The organism is Microcoleus sp. D2_18a_D3, assembly GCF_036702455.1.
Classification (GTDB): Bacteria; Cyanobacteriota; Cyanobacteriia; order Cyanobacteriales; family Microcoleaceae; genus Microcoleus.
Window position 1 is genome coordinate 59,010 of the sequence record NZ_JAUBTK010000020.1, and the last position, 15,935, is coordinate 74,944.

Consider the following 15,935-nt stretch of genomic DNA (forward strand, 5'->3'; position numbering starts at 1 on the left):
GAAGCCCTTGTGACAATTTGGGTACTACTGGCACAAACGCTATGAACGAAATCAATACGCGGCGGATGAAACTCTCTCAGATTCAAGCTTTGATAGCTGTAGCAGACTGTGAAAACTTTAGCGAGGCGGCTTTGCAATTGGAACTGTCCCAATCCGCCGTCAGCCACGCCATCGCCTCTTTAGAAACAGAATTGGGAGTGCAATTGTTCCACCGGGGGCGACACGGTGCTCAACTGACGCCGGTGGGGGAAAGGGTAGTGAGTCACGGGCGTCAAATAGCCTGCGCCTTAGAAATGATGGTCAAAGAAGCGGATTTGGAAAAAGGTTTGCAGGGAGGCCAGGTACGGATAGTTACTTTTCGGAGTGTCGCAACTCATATCCTACCGGGTATTATTGCTAAATTTCGCAGTTGCTTTCCCAAAATTACGGTCAGCATTGCCGAAGTTTATTATACCCAAGCTGTGGAAGAGGCTTTGCGATCGGGCAAAGCAGACATCGGTTTTGTCTCTCTTCCCATCTCGGATGAATTTGAAACTAGAGAAATTTTGCGGGATAAATATGTTGTGTTGCTGCCGCCAACTGCCAAATTGTCAAGTGCTAAGATTACCTGGAAAGAATTAGCGGCTTATCCGTTGATTTTGCAGCCGGTGGAAAATGCTTGTTCTGTACCGCTGCGAAAATATTTGACAACTTCGGGGTTTCCCTTAAATATCGCTTACGAACTCAGCGAAGATTCAACTATTGTCAGTATGGTGATGCAAGGTTTGGGTGCAGCAATTCTGCCGCGTTTGGCTGCGGAACCGATACCTCTTTCGGTGAAAGTTTGCAGTTTACCGGCGGATTTTGAAAGGGTAATTGGGGTGGCTGTTTTGAGGGATGCGCTGTTAGTTCCGGCCGTGTTTGCGTTTTTGGATGTAGTTACAAGTGTGATAGATGTTGAGAGTGAGGGCGAGTTTCCGATTAATCCTTCATGATAAACTTAAGCCAGTTGTTATTGGTTATTGGTCAGATTGGGATTTTGTGACCGCAGATATCAGCAGATGAACACAGATGGGATTTTATCTGAGTTCATCTGCGGTAAAAAAAATGGCCTAAAATAGTACGAGCGCTGATTGCCTATTTCATGCGCTTTGCAACAAGACTAGAACTGTCGCCTTGGTGGAATTTGATTCGACCATCTACCGAGTTTTTATCCTTTAATTTGAGCCAACCGCTACCAGATGCAGCATCGTTCTCGTCATTACCGTCCCATGTAAACTCAAATCGCTGATCCTTTCCATCTTTTACGACTTCGCCGTCAATTTCACCTGATACTAAACCGAATTGAAATTCTCCTGAACCTGCTTCATCAATCTCGATATAGGCTTCAACTTCCATGTCCAAATAATCACTATCCCACATTGCCATCTCTGTGATCCGCCATGTACCGCTATATTCCATTGCTTTCATCCTCCACTTGTATTACAGATTTTCTCCTAATGACGACAACATAGCTGAGTCGCATTCCCCTTACACAATTTAAAACTATTCCCCGTATCTCTGTCGCAAAATAAATTCAGCTAACGCCATGTCAACCGGTGTTGTGACTTTCAAATTCGTCTCTTCTCCCTCCACAATTTGCACTGGTAAACCGCATTTTTCAAACAAAGCCGCATCGTCTGTCACTTCCCAACCTTTCTGTCGCCCTTCTTCATGACACTGCTTTAACAATTTCACTTCAAATCCTTGGGGAGTCTGGGCTGCCCACAAATTGCTTCTGTCTGGCGTGTCTCGCACGATCCGACGCTCATCTACGACCTTAATCGTATCCTTGACCGGGACGGCGACAATCAAGCCGGGACAGGTCAAGAGGGCCTCTGCAGATCGATCGAACAATTCAGCAGTTGCCAAACACCTCGCGCCGTCGTGAATCAACACTCGATCGGCATTGGGGGGCAAAGCCTGCAAACCGTTGTAAACTGACTCTTGCCTGGTAGCGCCTCCTTTAATCAGTTCCACGGGCTTAACCAAAGATAAATCGCTCAGAATTGCTTTAAAATCAGGAAAATCGTCTGGCTGGCCCATGATGCCAATCCAGCTAATGTGCTGCGAAGCTTCAGCCGCAGCCAAAGTCCAACTCAGCAAAGGTTTAGAGAGCAAAGTCAGCAGCAGTTTGTTCCGCTGACTCCCCATCCGTCGCCCCGAACCCGCTGCAGGAATTAATAAGTGCATTTACTAACCGTTTTTAACCCAACTAGATATATATAATAAGAGCGTCCTGTACTTTTGAGTCAGTTGTTTAGCTGTCAGCCAGTAGCTTTTAAGGTCTAGAAATACTATAAGCTGATAGTTGAGAGCCGATCTCTGAGAGCTACCTCGATCAATAATAGCCCGATCGTTTATGATGCGAATACTAGCACTTGTCCCTGGCGGGATTGGCGACCAAATTTTATTTTTCCCCACTCTTGATGACCTCAAGCAGTCTTATCCCGACGCGCAAATTGATGTCATCGTGGAACCGAGGGCAAAGGGTGCTTACCGAGTCTGCAAATCCGTCAAAGAAGTCTTGACGTACAATTTCAAAGACCGCAACGCTATGGCAGATTTGGGCAATTTACTGGGCGTAATTCGCGATCGCGAATACGAAGCAGTGATTTCCCTCGGCCAGCGGTGGACTGTAGGACTTTTGCTGTGGCTGACCGGCATTCCGCAGAGAGTTGGCTATTCGGGAACCAACGGTGCTCGATTTCTCACCGCTGCGATACCGCTGAAAACTGAACAGTACGCGGCTTCAATGTACCACGATTTGCTGCAAGGATTCAACATTAAAAATCCTTGTCCGGCGATCGCAATTAATGTACCAAAACAGGACATTCAGTGGGCGGAAGCCGAACAGCAGCGGTTGGGAATCAAAGAAAGCGGTTACATTCTAATTCACGGCGGTTCGAGTCAATTAGCTGTGTCTAAAGGTATTGACAAAATTTACCCTACAGACAACTGGAAGCAAATAATTGAAGATTGTCAGCAGCGGCAGCCGAATTTGCCCGTTGTTGTTGTGAAAGGGCCCGAAGATGCAGACTTCGTGAAAAAGTTAGTCGAGTTATGTCCGAATGTAAAAGTTATCTCGCCGGATGATGTCGGCAAGTTGGCTGCCACTATTGCTGCTGCTAATTTGATGATATGTACTGACAGTGCGCCGATGCACTTAGCTGTGGCGGTTCAAACTTATACAATAGCTTTGTTTGGCCCAACTGAACCGGCGAAATTGTTGCCAAAGAGCGATCGATTTTTGGGCATTAAATCTCCTACTGGCAAAATGGCAGACATCTCTCCTCAAGATGTTTTGAAGAAGGTTTGGGGCGGCTAAGAACTAGGATATCTAAGTCAGGACACGGCAGTGCCGTGTCCCTACAATTAATTTGGCGATGGTTGCATATTTCATCTAGGGCGATCGAGCATTTTGGTGTAGGGAAACGGCACTGCCGTCTCCTCCTATTTTGGGGGTAGGGAAACGGCATTGCCGTGCCCTGCGTCGCCTAGATTTAGCTTTCTTTTCGTCGATCGATCTCCTGCTGCAATACCTTCTTCTTTTCCTTAGATTGAGCATACTCAATTCTGCTAAAACCTATCAAGGCATTGGCGGAAGCAGTGAATTCATCCACTGAGATTTTATGAGAATATAGAAGTCCTACACCTACCATGAGAATCACGGGTGGCAAGGATCTGACGGCACGGTTAATATTGTGGTTCATAACGATTTGCTCTTCTAAATAGTGTTTCTCTAACTAGAATACTGGAGCAAAAAGGGAGACTCAATGGCAGATAGGGCTAGTTTTAATTTGTGTTCTGCCCTAAAATGTAGGGCAGATAGGGCAGGAGATTAAAACCTATCTGCCCTAGTCAGAAACAAGTAATTAAATTAGGATTTACGCATGGGTTCCAGAAACCGGGTTTTTCCGAAATACTTCGTTGTAGCTCGTATATCCGGGGAAAAACCCGGTTTATCAGCCTCGGAGTGCGTAATAAATATAGAATGTAAGTGCGATCTAACTGTCCAACTGTCGAATTATCGAATTAACTAAAAAACTAACAACCATACCTAAAAACCTACTATGCGCGAATCCGATAAAGTTCAATCGAGTCCAACTGGAAAAATCAAGCTCAGAGAATCATACCAAGAAGCTGAATTGACGATAGCAAAACTAGCGACAAAAGCTAAGGTTGGTGAGGACACACTTAAGCGCTTACTCGGTACAAAACCATGTCCTAATGGTGTAGAAAGATGGCAAGTTACCAACATAGCTAAAGCATTAGGGATAGAACCAACAGATATTGTTGATTCAAAAGATTGGAATGCCGAAAATTTGCTACCGCCAGAGTTTGAATCACTCCTAGCAGAAAAAATTAAAACCTTTTGCGGCCGCCGATTTGTTTTTAAGGCTTTTCAGGACTTTATTACGGAAAATCCTCACGGTTATTTTACAATCATCGGGGATGCGGGAATGGGCAAAAGTTCCATTGTTGCCAAATACGTCTCGGAACATAAATCTCCCTGCTATTTCAATATTCTGGTAGAAGGACGCAACCGACCCGAATTGTTTTTGAAGAGCATTCGCCAGCAATTAATTGACCGCTATCAATTGCAAAATTCAGCAGATGCGGATTTACCGACGTTACTGGCAAAGGTGGCGGGAAAACTCACTGCTGGTCAACCTTTGGTAATTGCAGTTGATGCACTGGATGAAGTCGAACAAGAAGCGGGAGAAAATCTTTTACATTTACCGACAACTCTCCCAGATAACGTTTATTTGCTGCTGACTAGGCGACCTTATCACCTCGGTAAAAAGCGACTGTCTGTATCTCCGGGAGTTCCGATCAAAGAATTAGATTTGAGAGATGACCAGTATGTCATTTTTAATCAAGATGATATCAAAGAGTATATTCTATTTGTTATAAATACCGATTCTGACTATAAGGATGGACTGAGAAAGTGGATTCAAGAGCGGGGCATTATCGATGCAAGCTTTGTGGAACAATTGGCAAAGAAAAGCGAAAATAATTTTATGTACTTGCGCTATGTTTTGCCAGCAATTGCTAAGGGCGATTACAATGACTTAAGTTTAAACCAATTGCCCGACGGGCTGCAAGAGTATTATCAAAACCATTGGGTGCGGATGGGGATGGAAGCTAAGCCCGGGCAATTGATGGAGATTGTATTGTATATTTTGTTAGAGATTGGAACGCCGATTCCCTCCGAGATGATTGCTGGAATTGCTAAGGAAGATGAATGCGATGTGGAAGCGGTTTTAGATGAGTGGGTGGAGTATTTGAAAAAACAAAAGGTAGACGGAGACACCTGCTACACCATTTATCATGCTAGTTTCTTTGACTTTCTGAAAGGCAAACGAGAGATGGATTCAAAGCGCAAGCTTTTTAAGGAAGTAAATCAACGGATTACTGAGTATTTAGAAAAGAGGATGGCGTGAGATGGGAGAATTTGCTGAGAAGTTAGAGGCCAAACCACTTTTCTTTCAACGTGCTTATCTGGGCAGCTTACTGCCAAATTATGTTAAGTCTGGAAATTTAGGAAAATATTATCAAACGCTGACTGATTTTAACTTCCTGATGGCAAAAATTCAGCATCCTGATTTTGGACTGCAGGCACTGATTGATGATTTCGATTTTGTTGACGATTCAGAAGCATTAACTCACCCAGAGTATAACTCAGAAAAAGTTAAATCCCTGAACTTTATTCAAGCGGTACTGTGGATTTCAGCAGATATTTTGACTCTAGATAAGACGCAACTCGCAGAGCAATTGTTAGGGCACTTGCTGCACTTTAACATTCCGGCAATTCAGGGAATGGCAGAGGTAGCTAAGCAGTGGAAAGCAGCACCTTGGTTGCGTCCTTTGACATCTTGTTTAACTCCCCCTGGCCGGGGACTGCTGCGTACTCTCAATAATCACATCAGTTCGGTAAAAGCAGTCGCCGTCACTGCTGATGGCAAGCGGGCGATTTCTGGCTCAAGAGATAAAACCCTAAAAGTCTGGGATTTAACAACGGGAAAGGAACAGTTTACTCTCAATGGTCACAGCGACTCGGTAAATGCAGTAGCCGTCACTGCTGATGGCAAGCGGGCGATTTCTGGCTCAAGAGATAAAACCCTAAAAGTCTGGGATTTAACAACTGGAAAGGAACAGTTTACTCTCAATGGTCACACCAGTTCGGTAAATGCAGTAGCCGTCACGGCTGATGGCAAGCGGGCGATTTCTGGCTCAAGAGATAAAACCCTAAAAGTCTGGGATTTAACAACTGGAAAGGAACAGTTTACTCTCAATGGTCACAGCGACTCGGTAAATGCAGTAGCCGTCACGGCTGATGGCAAGCGGGCGATTTCTGGCTCAAGAGATAAAACCCTAAAAGTCTGGGATTTAACAACGGGAAAGGAACAGTTTACTCTCAATGGTCACAGCGACTCGGTAAATGCAGTAGCCGTCACGGCTGATGGCAAGCGGGCGATTTCTGGTTCACATGACAACACCCTAAAAGTCTGGGATTTAACAACTGGAAAGGAACAGTTTACTCTCAATGGTCACACCAGTTGGGTAAATGCAGTCGCCGTCACGGCTGATGGCAAGCGGGCGATTTCTGGTTCCGATGATAACACCCTAAAAGTCTGGGATTTAACAACTGGAAAGGAACAGTTTACTCTCAATGGTCACACCAGTTGGGTAAATGCAGTCGCCGTCACGGCTGATGGCAAGCGGGCGATTTCTGGTTCACATGACAACACCCTAAAAGTCTGGGATTTAACAACTGGAAAGGAACAGTTTACTCTCAATGGTCACACCAGTTGGGTAAATGCAGTCGCCGTCACGGCTGATGGCAAGCGGGCGATTTCTGGTTCCGATGATAACACCCTAAAAGTCTGGGATTTAACAACTGGAAAGGAACAGTTTACTCTCAATGGTCACACCTGTTCGGTAAATGCAGTCGCCGTCACTGCTGATGGCAAGCGGGCGATTTCTGGCTCAAGAGATAACACTCTAAAAGTCTGGGATTTAACAACTGGAAAGGAACAGTTTACTCTCAGTCACACCAGTTGGGTAATAAAAGCAGTCGCCGTCACTGCTGATGGCAAGCGGGCGATTTCTGGTTCACATGACAACACCCTCAAAGTCTGGGATTTAACAACTGGAAAGGAACAGTTTACTCTCAATGGTCACAGCGACTCGGTAAATGCAGTAGCCGTCACTGCTGATGGCAAGCGGGCGATTTCTGGTTCAATTGACAAAACCCTCAAAGTCTGGGATTTAACAACTGGAAAGGAACAGTTTACTCTCAATGGTCACAGCGACTGGGTATATGCAGTAGCCGTCACTGCTGATGGGAAGCGGGCGGTTTCTGGCTCAAGAGATAACACCCTCAAAGTCTGGGATTTAACGAGTGGAAATCTCATTGCCACTTTCACTGGTGAAAGCCAAATTTCTTGTTGCGCTATTGCACCCGATCGAGTCACAATTGTGGCAGGCGACGAATCCGGCCGCGTATATTTCCTGCGGCTAGAAGGGATGGAGGCACTAACATGAATTCCTCACCTCTGCCAACTCCCATCTCTACCGCCGCTTACCCAAAAGAATTTCAGCAACTCCTGCGAGAAAAAACCGAGAATTTTGTCGGGCGCAAGTTTGTTTTTTCTGGCATTTCCAAATTTCTGGACTCCCACAGCCGCGGTTATTTCACAATTGTCGGCACTCCCGGCTGCGGCAAAAGTTCCATCCTCGCCCAATATGTCACCGCCCATCCTCGCAGTATCTATTACAACGCAGCAGTTGAGGGCAAAAATCGAGCTGAAGATTTTCTCGCTTCTGTCTGCACTCAACTAATTGACAAATACCTTGCCGCCAATGGGGAAACATCCGAAATTGTCGAGCTCAAATCTCAAATTCCAAATCTCGAATCCGATGATGGGAGTTGGTTTCTGTCTTTGTTGCTTCAGCAAATTAGCGATAAATTAGCCGATCGCCAACGGTTGATAATTGTCATTGATTCTGTAGACGCGATCGCCCGCACGAGTCAGCCTCCCAGTACCAATCTGTTTTATCTGCCGAGATATTTGGGCGATCGTACTTATTTTATCCTCGCCCGCCGCCCGTTTTTGAGAGAGAAATCCGGTTTGTTAATTGAAACCCCCTCTCAAACTCTCGATTTAAGAGATTATCCCGCCCCAAATCGCGAAGATGTCCTTAACTACATTCAGCAATACCTATCAACCGCACCGGATTTAACTCAACCCGAATTCTGCCAACAACTCGCCACAGTCAGCGAAAACAATTTCATGTATCTGAGTCAGATGTTAAGGGCGATCGCCGAGAATTCACACCCCGATGCTAATCTGGGAGAGTCCTCACTTCTCTCTGAACTTCCTCCCGGTTTAGCAGCGTATTATCAAAACCACTGGCTGCGGATGAGAGGTGATGGCTTATCGGCGATCGAGTTGTCTGTGCTGAATGTTTTGGTAAAATCCACAACAGGTTTGTCTGTAAGTGCGATATCCAATATAATTGATCAGGATGAATACGATGTTGAAAAAGTGTTAGGCAATTGGATCGAGTTCTTAAATAAACAAGAAATTGGAGGAGAAATTTGCTATAATTTGTATCATAATAGTTTCCGCGAATGGCTAGGCAAACAATCTATTTTAGAATCATAATGAGGACACGGCGGTGTCCATTGGAGTCAACAAACACGTTAAACCGATAGTCCGACAGGGGTTGAAACCCCTGCCTCAAAGCGAAAGTCCTCTAAAAGAGGACTAATGAATGATTCAGTCCTCTTTTAGAGGACTTTAGCTATAAGCCCCGTGGAATTCATTCCCTGGCGGACTAGCGGGTAGGCGGGAGGACTAGCGGAGGAAAAGTTTAAGTAATATCAATTCCTCTGCCACCGAGTTTTATATTATATCCAAAACAATACAACAATGAAACGAGCAGTATTTCTTGACAGAGATGGCGTTCTCAATATCGAAGTCGGCTACATCCACAAAGTAGAAGATTTGCATTTAATCCCCGGAATAGCCCAAGCTGTACGCCGTTTAAATGACAAAAAAATATTTTGCTGTTTGGTTTCCAATCAATCGGGCCCAGCGAGGGATTATAATCCGATTAGCCACGTAGAAGCTTTGCACAAACGCCTGTGTCAGCTATTAGAAAATGAAGCAGGAGCGAGGTTAGATGCTCTTTATTACTGTCCTTATTTAAGCGCAGCCGAAGGCGGAACAAACCCCGAATTTACGCGGTATTCGACTTGGCGAAAACCAAATACAGGGATGTTGGTAGCGGCGGCTTGGGAATACGATTTGGATTTGCGAAATAGTTTTATGGTAGGAGATAAAGCGACTGATGTTGATATGGCTCACAATGCCGGCTGTACTGGTATTTTGGTGCAGACTGGTTACGGGGAAAGCGTGTTGAGTGGGGAGTATCAGCACCATACTAAACCGGATTTTATTGCAGCAAATTTAGCGGTGGCGGTGGACTGGATTTTGCAACACTTTGATTAGTTTTTGTAGGGGAATTTAAATTTTTTGCCGTTGAGTTGAACAGGAAAGTGCTACGTAAGGAAGCGCGACTGTGAAGGTTGTACCAACGCCCATTTTGCTTTCGCAGGCGATCGCGCCTCCTTGCAATTCCACAGCTTTTTTAACAATTGTTAATCCCAAACCGTTACCTTTAATCTTTCCCGTATTCTTGCAGCGGTAGAACATTTCAAATATTTTCCCTACTTCAGTTTCTGGGATACCGATACCTTCGTCTCGGATACGCATAATTAGTAAGGGGGAGCTAATATTGGTAAATAGGGAATTGCCAAACAAACACTGAGGAGATAAGCAAAAAATAGCTTCTTTGTCTCCTTCGCCTGCTTGACGGTATTCCAATTCCAAGGTGACTTGCCCGCCGTTTGGGGAATATTTCATGGCGTTGACGATTAAGTTAGAAATAATGCCGTGCAGCAATTGTTGATCTAATATTGCACTGGTAACATCTGAGGGGATTAATGTTAGTTTATGCTTGGCTTCATTTCCTAACTGCAATTGAGCGAGCAAGTCTTGACAAAATTCGACTAAATTTATCGGTAATGGATGACATTTGAGTTGACCTGCTTCTGCCCTGCCCATGAACAGCATATCATCGATTAGCTGGTTCATCTTTTGGGTAGCTGAGTGCACCAATCGCAGGGTTCTAACTTGCGATTCGTCACTGCTGCGAGTTCGATCGAGCTCTAGGAGTTCCGCAGAGATTAAAATCGCGTTGAGGGGATTCCGCAATTCGTGAGCGGCCATTGAAATATACTGGTTTTGGCGGTGCGATTTTTCTTCCACCGACTCTCTGACTGCTTCCGCAGCTTTGAGAGATTCTCGCATCTTGGTTTCGATTTCGTGTCTGTGCAGGGCAATCTCGATCGCCACCCGCAAATCATTTTGTTGAAATGGTTTGATAATATAACCGAATGGGTCTGTAAGTTTCGCTCTTTGCAGCGTTTGAGCGTCGGCATAAGCTGTTAAAAATACTGTCGGCACATTCATATTAGTTCGGATTTTCTCTGCCGCTGTTACCCCGTCTATGTCACCTTTAAGCACGATGTCCATCAACACTAACTCTGGCGGGGTTTCTAGAGCTTTTTGAATTGCTTCTTCTCCTGAAGAAACTGTAGCTGTTACTGCATATCCCAGTTTTTTTAATCTGCCTGCTATGTCTTGCGCTACAATAACTTCGTCTTCGACAACCAAAATTTTTATCTGGTTCATTTTTCCTTAAATGCGTCGCCGATAATTTAACTCTTTAAAAATTAGAGTGTAGCAGGTTCCACACTGACTGTCAATGGCAATACTCGCATCTAATTGGCTAGACAACATTCTAACTAATCGCAATCCTAATGTTTCAGCATTTTCTACGTCGAAACCAGGCGGAAATCCGCTACCATTATCTTGAATAATTAATTGGAGTTCCTGAGAAGTTAACTCATTAAATTCTATGTTAATTTCACCTTTCGCACTTTGGGTAAAAGCATATTTTAGGGAATTAGAAACTACTTCGTTTATAATTAAACCGCAAGGAATGGCTGTTTCTATATTTAAATAAATTGGGTCAAGGTTGAGATTGAATTGGATGGCAGTGTTGCCGCAACCAAAAGATTGATACAAATTAGCAACCAAGTTTTCGACGTAGGGGGGAAGGGCGATGCGATCGAGATGTTCGGATTGATACAGTTGCTCGTGAATCAGAGCCATTGAATGGATACGGGTCTGGCTTTCTTCAAATAAAGCTAGCGTCGGTTCGTCTTCAATATATTGAGCTTGAAGTTGCAGCAAGCTGGAAATTACCTGCATATTATTTTTGACTCGGTGGTGAATCTCTTTGATCAATACTTCTTTTTCGCGGAGTGCTGCTTGGATGCGGGCCTCGGTCAATTTGCGATCGCTGATATCTTCGCAAATACCCGCGATGCGGTAAATTTTGCCCGATTCGTCGTAAATGGGAAAAGCTCGATCGCACACCCAGCGAATTGTGCCGTCTGGCAGAAAAATCCGATATTCGGTATTGGTGGACTCGCCCTGCAACACTCGCCCCATTGCCTCTTCCAACAAATGTTTATCTTCTGGATGCACCCACTCCATCATTTTTAAGGGATCAGCATACAATTCTTCGCGACTGCGCCCCCAGATTTGTTCGTAAGCTGGACTCAGATACAATAAATCGGTGAATTCCGCAGACATTAGCCAGACGGAATCTTGGATATTTTCTGCTAACTGGCGGAAGCGTTCTTCACTTTCGCGGATGGTTTTTTCTGCGTGTTTGCGTGCGGTAATATCTACTGCAATGCCCACGATGCGGTAAACTTTACCAGATTGATTTCTAATCGGAAAAGCCCGATCGCGAATCCAGCGGATTTTGCCGTCCGGCCTGACAATTCGATATTCTATCTCGTCTTCAGACTCAATTTGTCTAGTTAAATTAGCAATAACGCGCTTGCGATCTTCTGGATGGAGGGAATCTGCAAAAAAGCGCCCGTTAGCATACAAATCAGCGCAGCTTCTGCCCCAAATCTTTTCGTAACCCGGACTGATATAAATAATTTCCTGGCGTTGAACGTTTACCATCCAAAACACGCTTTCAATGTTTTCTGCTAGCTGTCGGAACCTTTCTTCGCTTTCTTTCAGTGCTGCTTCGGTTTTTTTGCGATCGCTAATATCTTCTGTCACTACTAGATTGTAAACTGCCCCGCTCAGCGGTTCTTTGATTAGCGATACTGTAATATTTACCCAAACTACAGTGCCGTCTTTGTGCAGTAAGCGTTTTTCCATTTTAAAACTGTCAATTTGGCCGGCAAATAATTGCTTGTTTTGTTCTAAATCTGCATCTATATCTTCTGGGTAAGTAACGTCCATCCAAGTTCGCGACAGCAGTTCGCTCGCAGTATATCCCACTATATCGCAGAATTTTTGATTGACTCGCAAATAGCGGCCTGTTGTGTCAGGGTGGGTAATTCCGACTGCCGCTTGTTCGACGGTTGCCCGAAAGCGTTCTTCGCTATCTCTGAGGCTTGCTTCTGCTTTTTTGCGATCGCCAATATCGCGCTGCACGCCAAAATAGCCCACGATTCTGCCGTGGGAATCGTAAATACAAATATAGTCGCCTTCTACCCAAACTGGAACCCCGTCAAACTTGCGATTCTCATTTTCGATGTGAATTCTGCCAGCATCAAAAAATTGCCTTATTATCTCTCTGCCGCCAGTCAAGTTGTGCGAAAATAAAGAGTAAAGCGTCCGGCCAATAAACTCTTCTCTAGTATCTCCGTATTGAGCTATCAAAGCATCGTTTGCCTTCGTTACCCGCCCGTTAGCAAATACGTAATCCAAGACTTTTTCTTTGTCAACGGTATTGTCCCATTGCACCGATTCGTCCAGCATCATAAAGAAAAAGCCATCTAAAGATTGAGAGAAAAACAATTCTAGCTGTTCCTGGCTTTCCCGCAGAGCTTCTTCGGCGCGCCAGCGATAGATAATTTCTTCCCGCAATTGACTGTTGGCTGTTTTTAAGTCTTCAGTACGCTTTTGATATTTAATTTTTAGCTGATTTTTGATTTCTTGCAGCGCTATTTCTGCCTGTTTTTTTTCGGTGATATCTTGAGTAACTACCATTCCGGCAAAAATTTCTTCCCGGTCGTTTTTGACGGGAGCAATTGTTGTTGAATAAACGCGACCACCGTATTTATATTCAAAAGTATTCTCTTTTCCAGCCAAAGCCGCGCGATATTTAGTCTCAAAAAGTGGCAAATCTTCAGGTGGCGATACTTCCCACAATGTTTTGCCTTCTAACTGTTCTTTAGACCAACCCACTGCTGCCAAACCTTGGCCGTCAACCAGAGTATAGCGCAAATCGCGATCGAACAAAAACACCGAGCCATTCGGATAATGTTTGATGAGAGTTCGGTACATTTCCTGGCTTTTTTCCAGAGATGCGATTAACCGAATGCGATCGTCCTCGGTGATATCGGATTCAGTTCCCCAAACCGAAGAGTCGGCATTCTCGACTGCTTTGAGTTGTGCTTCTAATTTCTGGCAAAATTCTCTCTGCTGCTGCAAATGCTCTTCAAGTTGTCGAATTTTTGCTTTTTGCTCTGCTACTAATGCTTCGCAGGTTTCAAGAGGTCGATCGATCCCTGTAAGATCAATACACATAATGGCTCTTTGTTTTGCAGTTGCGGGCTTGATCTGTGTCAAGTTAATACTAACAAAGCTCAAGCCTACACTGCCAACTTAATTAGCCACAATCTTTCTTGACTTCTGCCGAAAGCCTTCTACCTTTATTTAGGAACTCCCGCCGTCAAGACTTCATGGCTGTCACCTGTCACCAAAACATCATCTTCAATTCTCACGCCAATACCGCGCCATTTTTCAGGAACCTCCGGCTGTCCTTCAACGGGTTTAATATAAGGAGAAATATAAATCCCCGGTTCCACCGTCAGCACTTGTCCTGGCTGCAAAACTTGCGGATTTTCGCCGTACTGATAAACCCCGACATCGTGCACGTCCAGTCCCAGCCAATGACCAGTGCGGTGCATATAAAATGGCTTGTATTTCTCTTCTTTAATTATCTCTTCAATGTCGCCCACCAAAAGCTTTAAATCCATTAAACCTTCCACCAAAACGCGCACTGCTGTTTCGTGAATTTTGCTGTAAGAATTTCCCGGATATACTTGACTAATTGCCTGCAATTGTGCTTGCAAAACTAAGTCATAAATTATCTGTTGTTCAGTTGTAAATTTGCCACTGACGGGAAACGTGCGAGTAATATCAGCGTTGTAGTAGCCGCAAGCACAACCTGCATCTATTAGCAACAAATCGTTTTCCTGCATTTGTCGGTTGTTTTCGATGTAGTGGAGGACGCAGGAATTGTAACCGGATGCAACAATTGAAGGGTAAGCGGGAGTGCAGCCATTTAAGCCAAAAGTATGTTCTATTTCAGCTTGAATTTCATATTCGTACCTGCCCGGTTTGGCGAATTCTTGGGCGCGGTTGTGCGCTGCAACTGAGATATTAGCCGCTTTTCGCATTAATGCTAATTCAGTTTCGCTTTTCACCAGCCGCATCGGGTGTAAAATGATGTTGGAATCTTCGATTGCTGTCGGGCCCGTACCGCGTTTCGGGTAGGTTGCCATCAAGCGCTGCCAGTGATTGAGGACTGTTTGGTCGAAAGCACGATCGCGCCCGAAGTGATAGTATATGCGATCGGCCTTTTCTAAATATTTCGGCAATTTTTCCGCAAGTTCGGCGATGGGGAAAGCTTCATCCGCGCCGTACAATTCCTTAGCGCCTTCTATTCCGGCGCGATAACCGTGCCAAGTTTCTTTTTCCAAGTCTTTTGGCTGCACAAACAAAACAAATTTGTGTTCTTCGTGGTGCGGCGCGAGCACTGCTACCGCCGCAGCTTCGTTGAAACCAGTTAAGTAGAAAAAATCGCTATCTTGTCGGTATGCGTATTCTACATCGTTGTGCATGACGGCTGCGGGTGCGCTGCGAAATATCGCCGTCCCGCTGCCAATTTTTGCCATTAATTGTTCGCGTCTTTGCCGATATTCGGTGGGGTTTGTCATCCGATTTTAGATTTTAGATTTTAGATTTTAGATTGAGTGTAATATTAACACTCGGCGGTTGAAACGGCTAAGTTTACGGGCACACAGACTTGCACCTGCAAGGCAATGGTTGAAGATATAGGCGATCTGTTTTTTTTCTGGGTTACAGCACTTCTCAATCTTGGTGAGGTATGCCCTATGCCCTATGCCCTATGCCCTATGCCCGCTTATCAAGCGTACACCTCATATTACTGAGAAAGGCTATACTTATTTATTCTCTTGTTCTGCGATCGCCAATTTACAAGTATAGTCAACCAGCCGAGACAAAGATGAGTTGCGATCGACTAAAGTCCATCTCGGATCGAAATTCGACCAATTTTCGCCATCTTCGCTAACTCTAACAGTTCTCAACTGTCGTTGCTGACAGTCAACTTCCATTTGCGCCAACAATTTATCGTTACTAAACTGTTGAGTTACTAAAATAGTTCTGACTGGATAAGAGGGAGCACCGGGAATATCGGATTTGCTTAATTCAACGCTGCTGGAGTCGATGCAAATATCTACAAAACATCTTAATTTTTCGGCGCGGGCGCTCAAAGTATTGATGGAAACAAAAATCAAAGTTGGAATTAAAAAAATTGACGAATTCTTAGTTATATGTACGGCAAATTTCGTCTTCATCTGCGTTAATTGGCGTTTAGGGGCGGTTGGTATCTCAAAAATCAACTCGGCGGTTGAAACCGCTGCTAAACAGACAAAACCCGCCTGCGCGGGTTGAATTTCTTCAGTCCGCGTAGGCGGACTTTGTTTGTGTAGCAGC

13 protein-coding genes are annotated in these 15,935 nt (G+C 44.7%); 6 read left to right on the forward strand and 7 right to left on the reverse strand.

The genetic code is table 11. From position 1 onward, the window contains the following. Positions 1–41: 41 nt before the first annotated feature. Positions 42–974: a LysR family transcriptional regulator gene (locus QUB06_RS12310; protein WP_333435490.1), complete on the forward strand. Its 933-nt coding sequence runs from the start codon at positions 42–44 to the stop codon at positions 972–974. 142 nt (positions 975–1,116) lie between these two features. On the opposite strand, the gene QUB06_RS12315 is transcribed toward QUB06_RS12310, so the two are convergent. Beyond that, a complete protein-coding gene (locus tag QUB06_RS12315; protein ID WP_333142212.1) occupies positions 1,117–1,440 on the reverse strand; it encodes a hypothetical protein in 324 nt (107 codons plus the stop codon). 84 nt (positions 1,441–1,524) lie between these two features. Beyond that, positions 1,525–2,211 carry a 2-C-methyl-D-erythritol 4-phosphate cytidylyltransferase gene (ispD, locus tag QUB06_RS12320; RefSeq protein ID WP_333435491.1) on the reverse strand — a complete coding sequence of 229 codons (687 nt, stop codon included), beginning with the start codon at positions 2,209–2,211 and terminating at the stop codon, positions 1,525–1,527. Between the two features lie 172 nt (positions 2,212–2,383). Here ispD and QUB06_RS12325 point away from each other — a divergent pair, with 172 nt between their 5' ends. Further along, entirely contained in the window at positions 2,384–3,346 is a 963-nt protein-coding gene (locus tag QUB06_RS12325; RefSeq protein WP_333435512.1) for a glycosyltransferase family 9 protein, read from the forward strand. A 175-nt stretch (positions 3,347–3,521) separates the two neighbouring features. Here QUB06_RS12325 and QUB06_RS12330 read toward each other — a convergent pair whose 3' ends face one another. Continuing rightward, a complete protein-coding gene (locus tag QUB06_RS12330; RefSeq protein ID WP_333435492.1) occupies positions 3,522–3,731 on the reverse strand; it encodes a hypothetical protein in 210 nt (69 codons plus the stop codon). Positions 3,732–4,091: 360 nt separating this feature from the next. On the opposite strand from QUB06_RS12330, the gene QUB06_RS12335 reads away from it, so the two are divergent. From QUB06_RS12335 to QUB06_RS12350, 4 genes are all read left to right on the forward strand, one after another. Then, positions 4,092–5,465 (forward strand): AAA family ATPase, encoded by a 1,374-nt coding sequence (locus QUB06_RS12335; protein WP_333435493.1) that lies wholly within the window; start codon positions 4,092–4,094, stop codon positions 5,463–5,465. 1 nt (position 5,466) lies between these two features. Next, the gene (locus QUB06_RS12340) at positions 5,467–7,569 is read left to right on the forward strand and encodes a WD40 repeat domain-containing protein (RefSeq protein ID WP_333435494.1); all 2,103 of its coding nucleotides are present in this window, start codon (positions 5,467–5,469) and stop codon (positions 7,567–7,569) included. Further along, positions 7,566–8,693, forward strand: a complete 1,128-nt coding sequence (locus tag QUB06_RS12345; protein ID WP_333435495.1) for an ATP-binding protein — start codon at positions 7,566–7,568, stop codon at positions 8,691–8,693. Before QUB06_RS12340 ends, QUB06_RS12345 begins: the two co-directional genes overlap by 4 nt. 267 nt (positions 8,694–8,960) lie before the next feature. Then, positions 8,961–9,542, forward strand: a complete 582-nt coding sequence (locus QUB06_RS12350; RefSeq protein ID WP_333435496.1) for an HAD family hydrolase — start codon at positions 8,961–8,963, stop codon at positions 9,540–9,542. A gap of 15 nt (positions 9,543–9,557) precedes the next feature. Here QUB06_RS12350 and QUB06_RS12355 read toward each other — a convergent pair whose 3' ends face one another. The 4 genes from QUB06_RS12355 to QUB06_RS12370 form a co-directional block, all read right to left on the reverse strand. Continuing rightward, positions 9,558–10,787, reverse strand: coding sequence for an ATP-binding protein (locus tag QUB06_RS12355; protein ID WP_333435497.1), 1,230 nt, complete (start codon positions 10,785–10,787; stop codon positions 9,558–9,560). A 6-nt stretch (positions 10,788–10,793) separates the two neighbouring features. Further along, the gene (locus QUB06_RS12360; RefSeq protein WP_333435498.1) at positions 10,794–13,721 is read right to left on the reverse strand and encodes a PAS domain S-box protein; all 2,928 of its coding nucleotides are present in this window, start codon (positions 13,719–13,721) and stop codon (positions 10,794–10,796) included. Positions 13,722–13,846: 125 nt separating this feature from the next. Beyond that, a complete protein-coding gene (locus QUB06_RS12365; RefSeq protein WP_333435499.1) occupies positions 13,847–15,136 on the reverse strand; it encodes an aminopeptidase P N-terminal domain-containing protein in 1,290 nt (429 codons plus the stop codon). Positions 15,137–15,382: 246 nt separating this feature from the next. After that, positions 15,383–15,796: a hypothetical protein gene (locus tag QUB06_RS12370; RefSeq protein ID WP_333435500.1), complete on the reverse strand. Its 414-nt coding sequence runs from the start codon at positions 15,794–15,796 to the stop codon at positions 15,383–15,385. Between the last annotated feature and the right edge of the window lie 139 nt (positions 15,797–15,935).

Coding starts and splice junctions, on each gene's coding strand:
- QUB06_RS12310 (WP_333435490.1), top strand. CDS start 42: ATGAACGAAATCAATACGCGGCGGATGAAACTCTCTCAGATTCAAGCT.
- QUB06_RS12315 (WP_333142212.1), bottom strand. CDS start 1,440: ATGGAATATAGCGGTACATGGCGGATCACAGAGATGGCAATGTGGGAT.
- ispD (WP_333435491.1), bottom strand. CDS start 2,211: ATGCACTTATTAATTCCTGCAGCGGGTTCGGGGCGACGGATGGGGAGT.
- QUB06_RS12325 (WP_333435512.1), top strand. CDS start 2,384: ATGCGAATACTAGCACTTGTCCCTGGCGGGATTGGCGACCAAATTTTA.
- QUB06_RS12330 (WP_333435492.1), bottom strand. CDS start 3,731: ATGAACCACAATATTAACCGTGCCGTCAGATCCTTGCCACCCGTGATT.
- QUB06_RS12335 (WP_333435493.1), top strand. CDS start 4,092: ATGCGCGAATCCGATAAAGTTCAATCGAGTCCAACTGGAAAAATCAAG.
- QUB06_RS12340 (WP_333435494.1), top strand. CDS start 5,467: ATGGGAGAATTTGCTGAGAAGTTAGAGGCCAAACCACTTTTCTTTCAA.
- QUB06_RS12345 (WP_333435495.1), top strand. CDS start 7,566: ATGAATTCCTCACCTCTGCCAACTCCCATCTCTACCGCCGCTTACCCA.
- QUB06_RS12350 (WP_333435496.1), top strand. CDS start 8,961: ATGAAACGAGCAGTATTTCTTGACAGAGATGGCGTTCTCAATATCGAA.
- QUB06_RS12355 (WP_333435497.1), bottom strand. CDS start 10,787: ATGAACCAGATAAAAATTTTGGTTGTCGAAGACGAAGTTATTGTAGCG.
- QUB06_RS12360 (WP_333435498.1), bottom strand. CDS start 13,721: ATGTGTATTGATCTTACAGGGATCGATCGACCTCTTGAAACCTGCGAA.
- QUB06_RS12365 (WP_333435499.1), bottom strand. CDS start 15,136: ATGACAAACCCCACCGAATATCGGCAAAGACGCGAACAATTAATGGCA.
- QUB06_RS12370 (WP_333435500.1), bottom strand. CDS start 15,796: ATGAAGACGAAATTTGCCGTACATATAACTAAGAATTCGTCAATTTTT.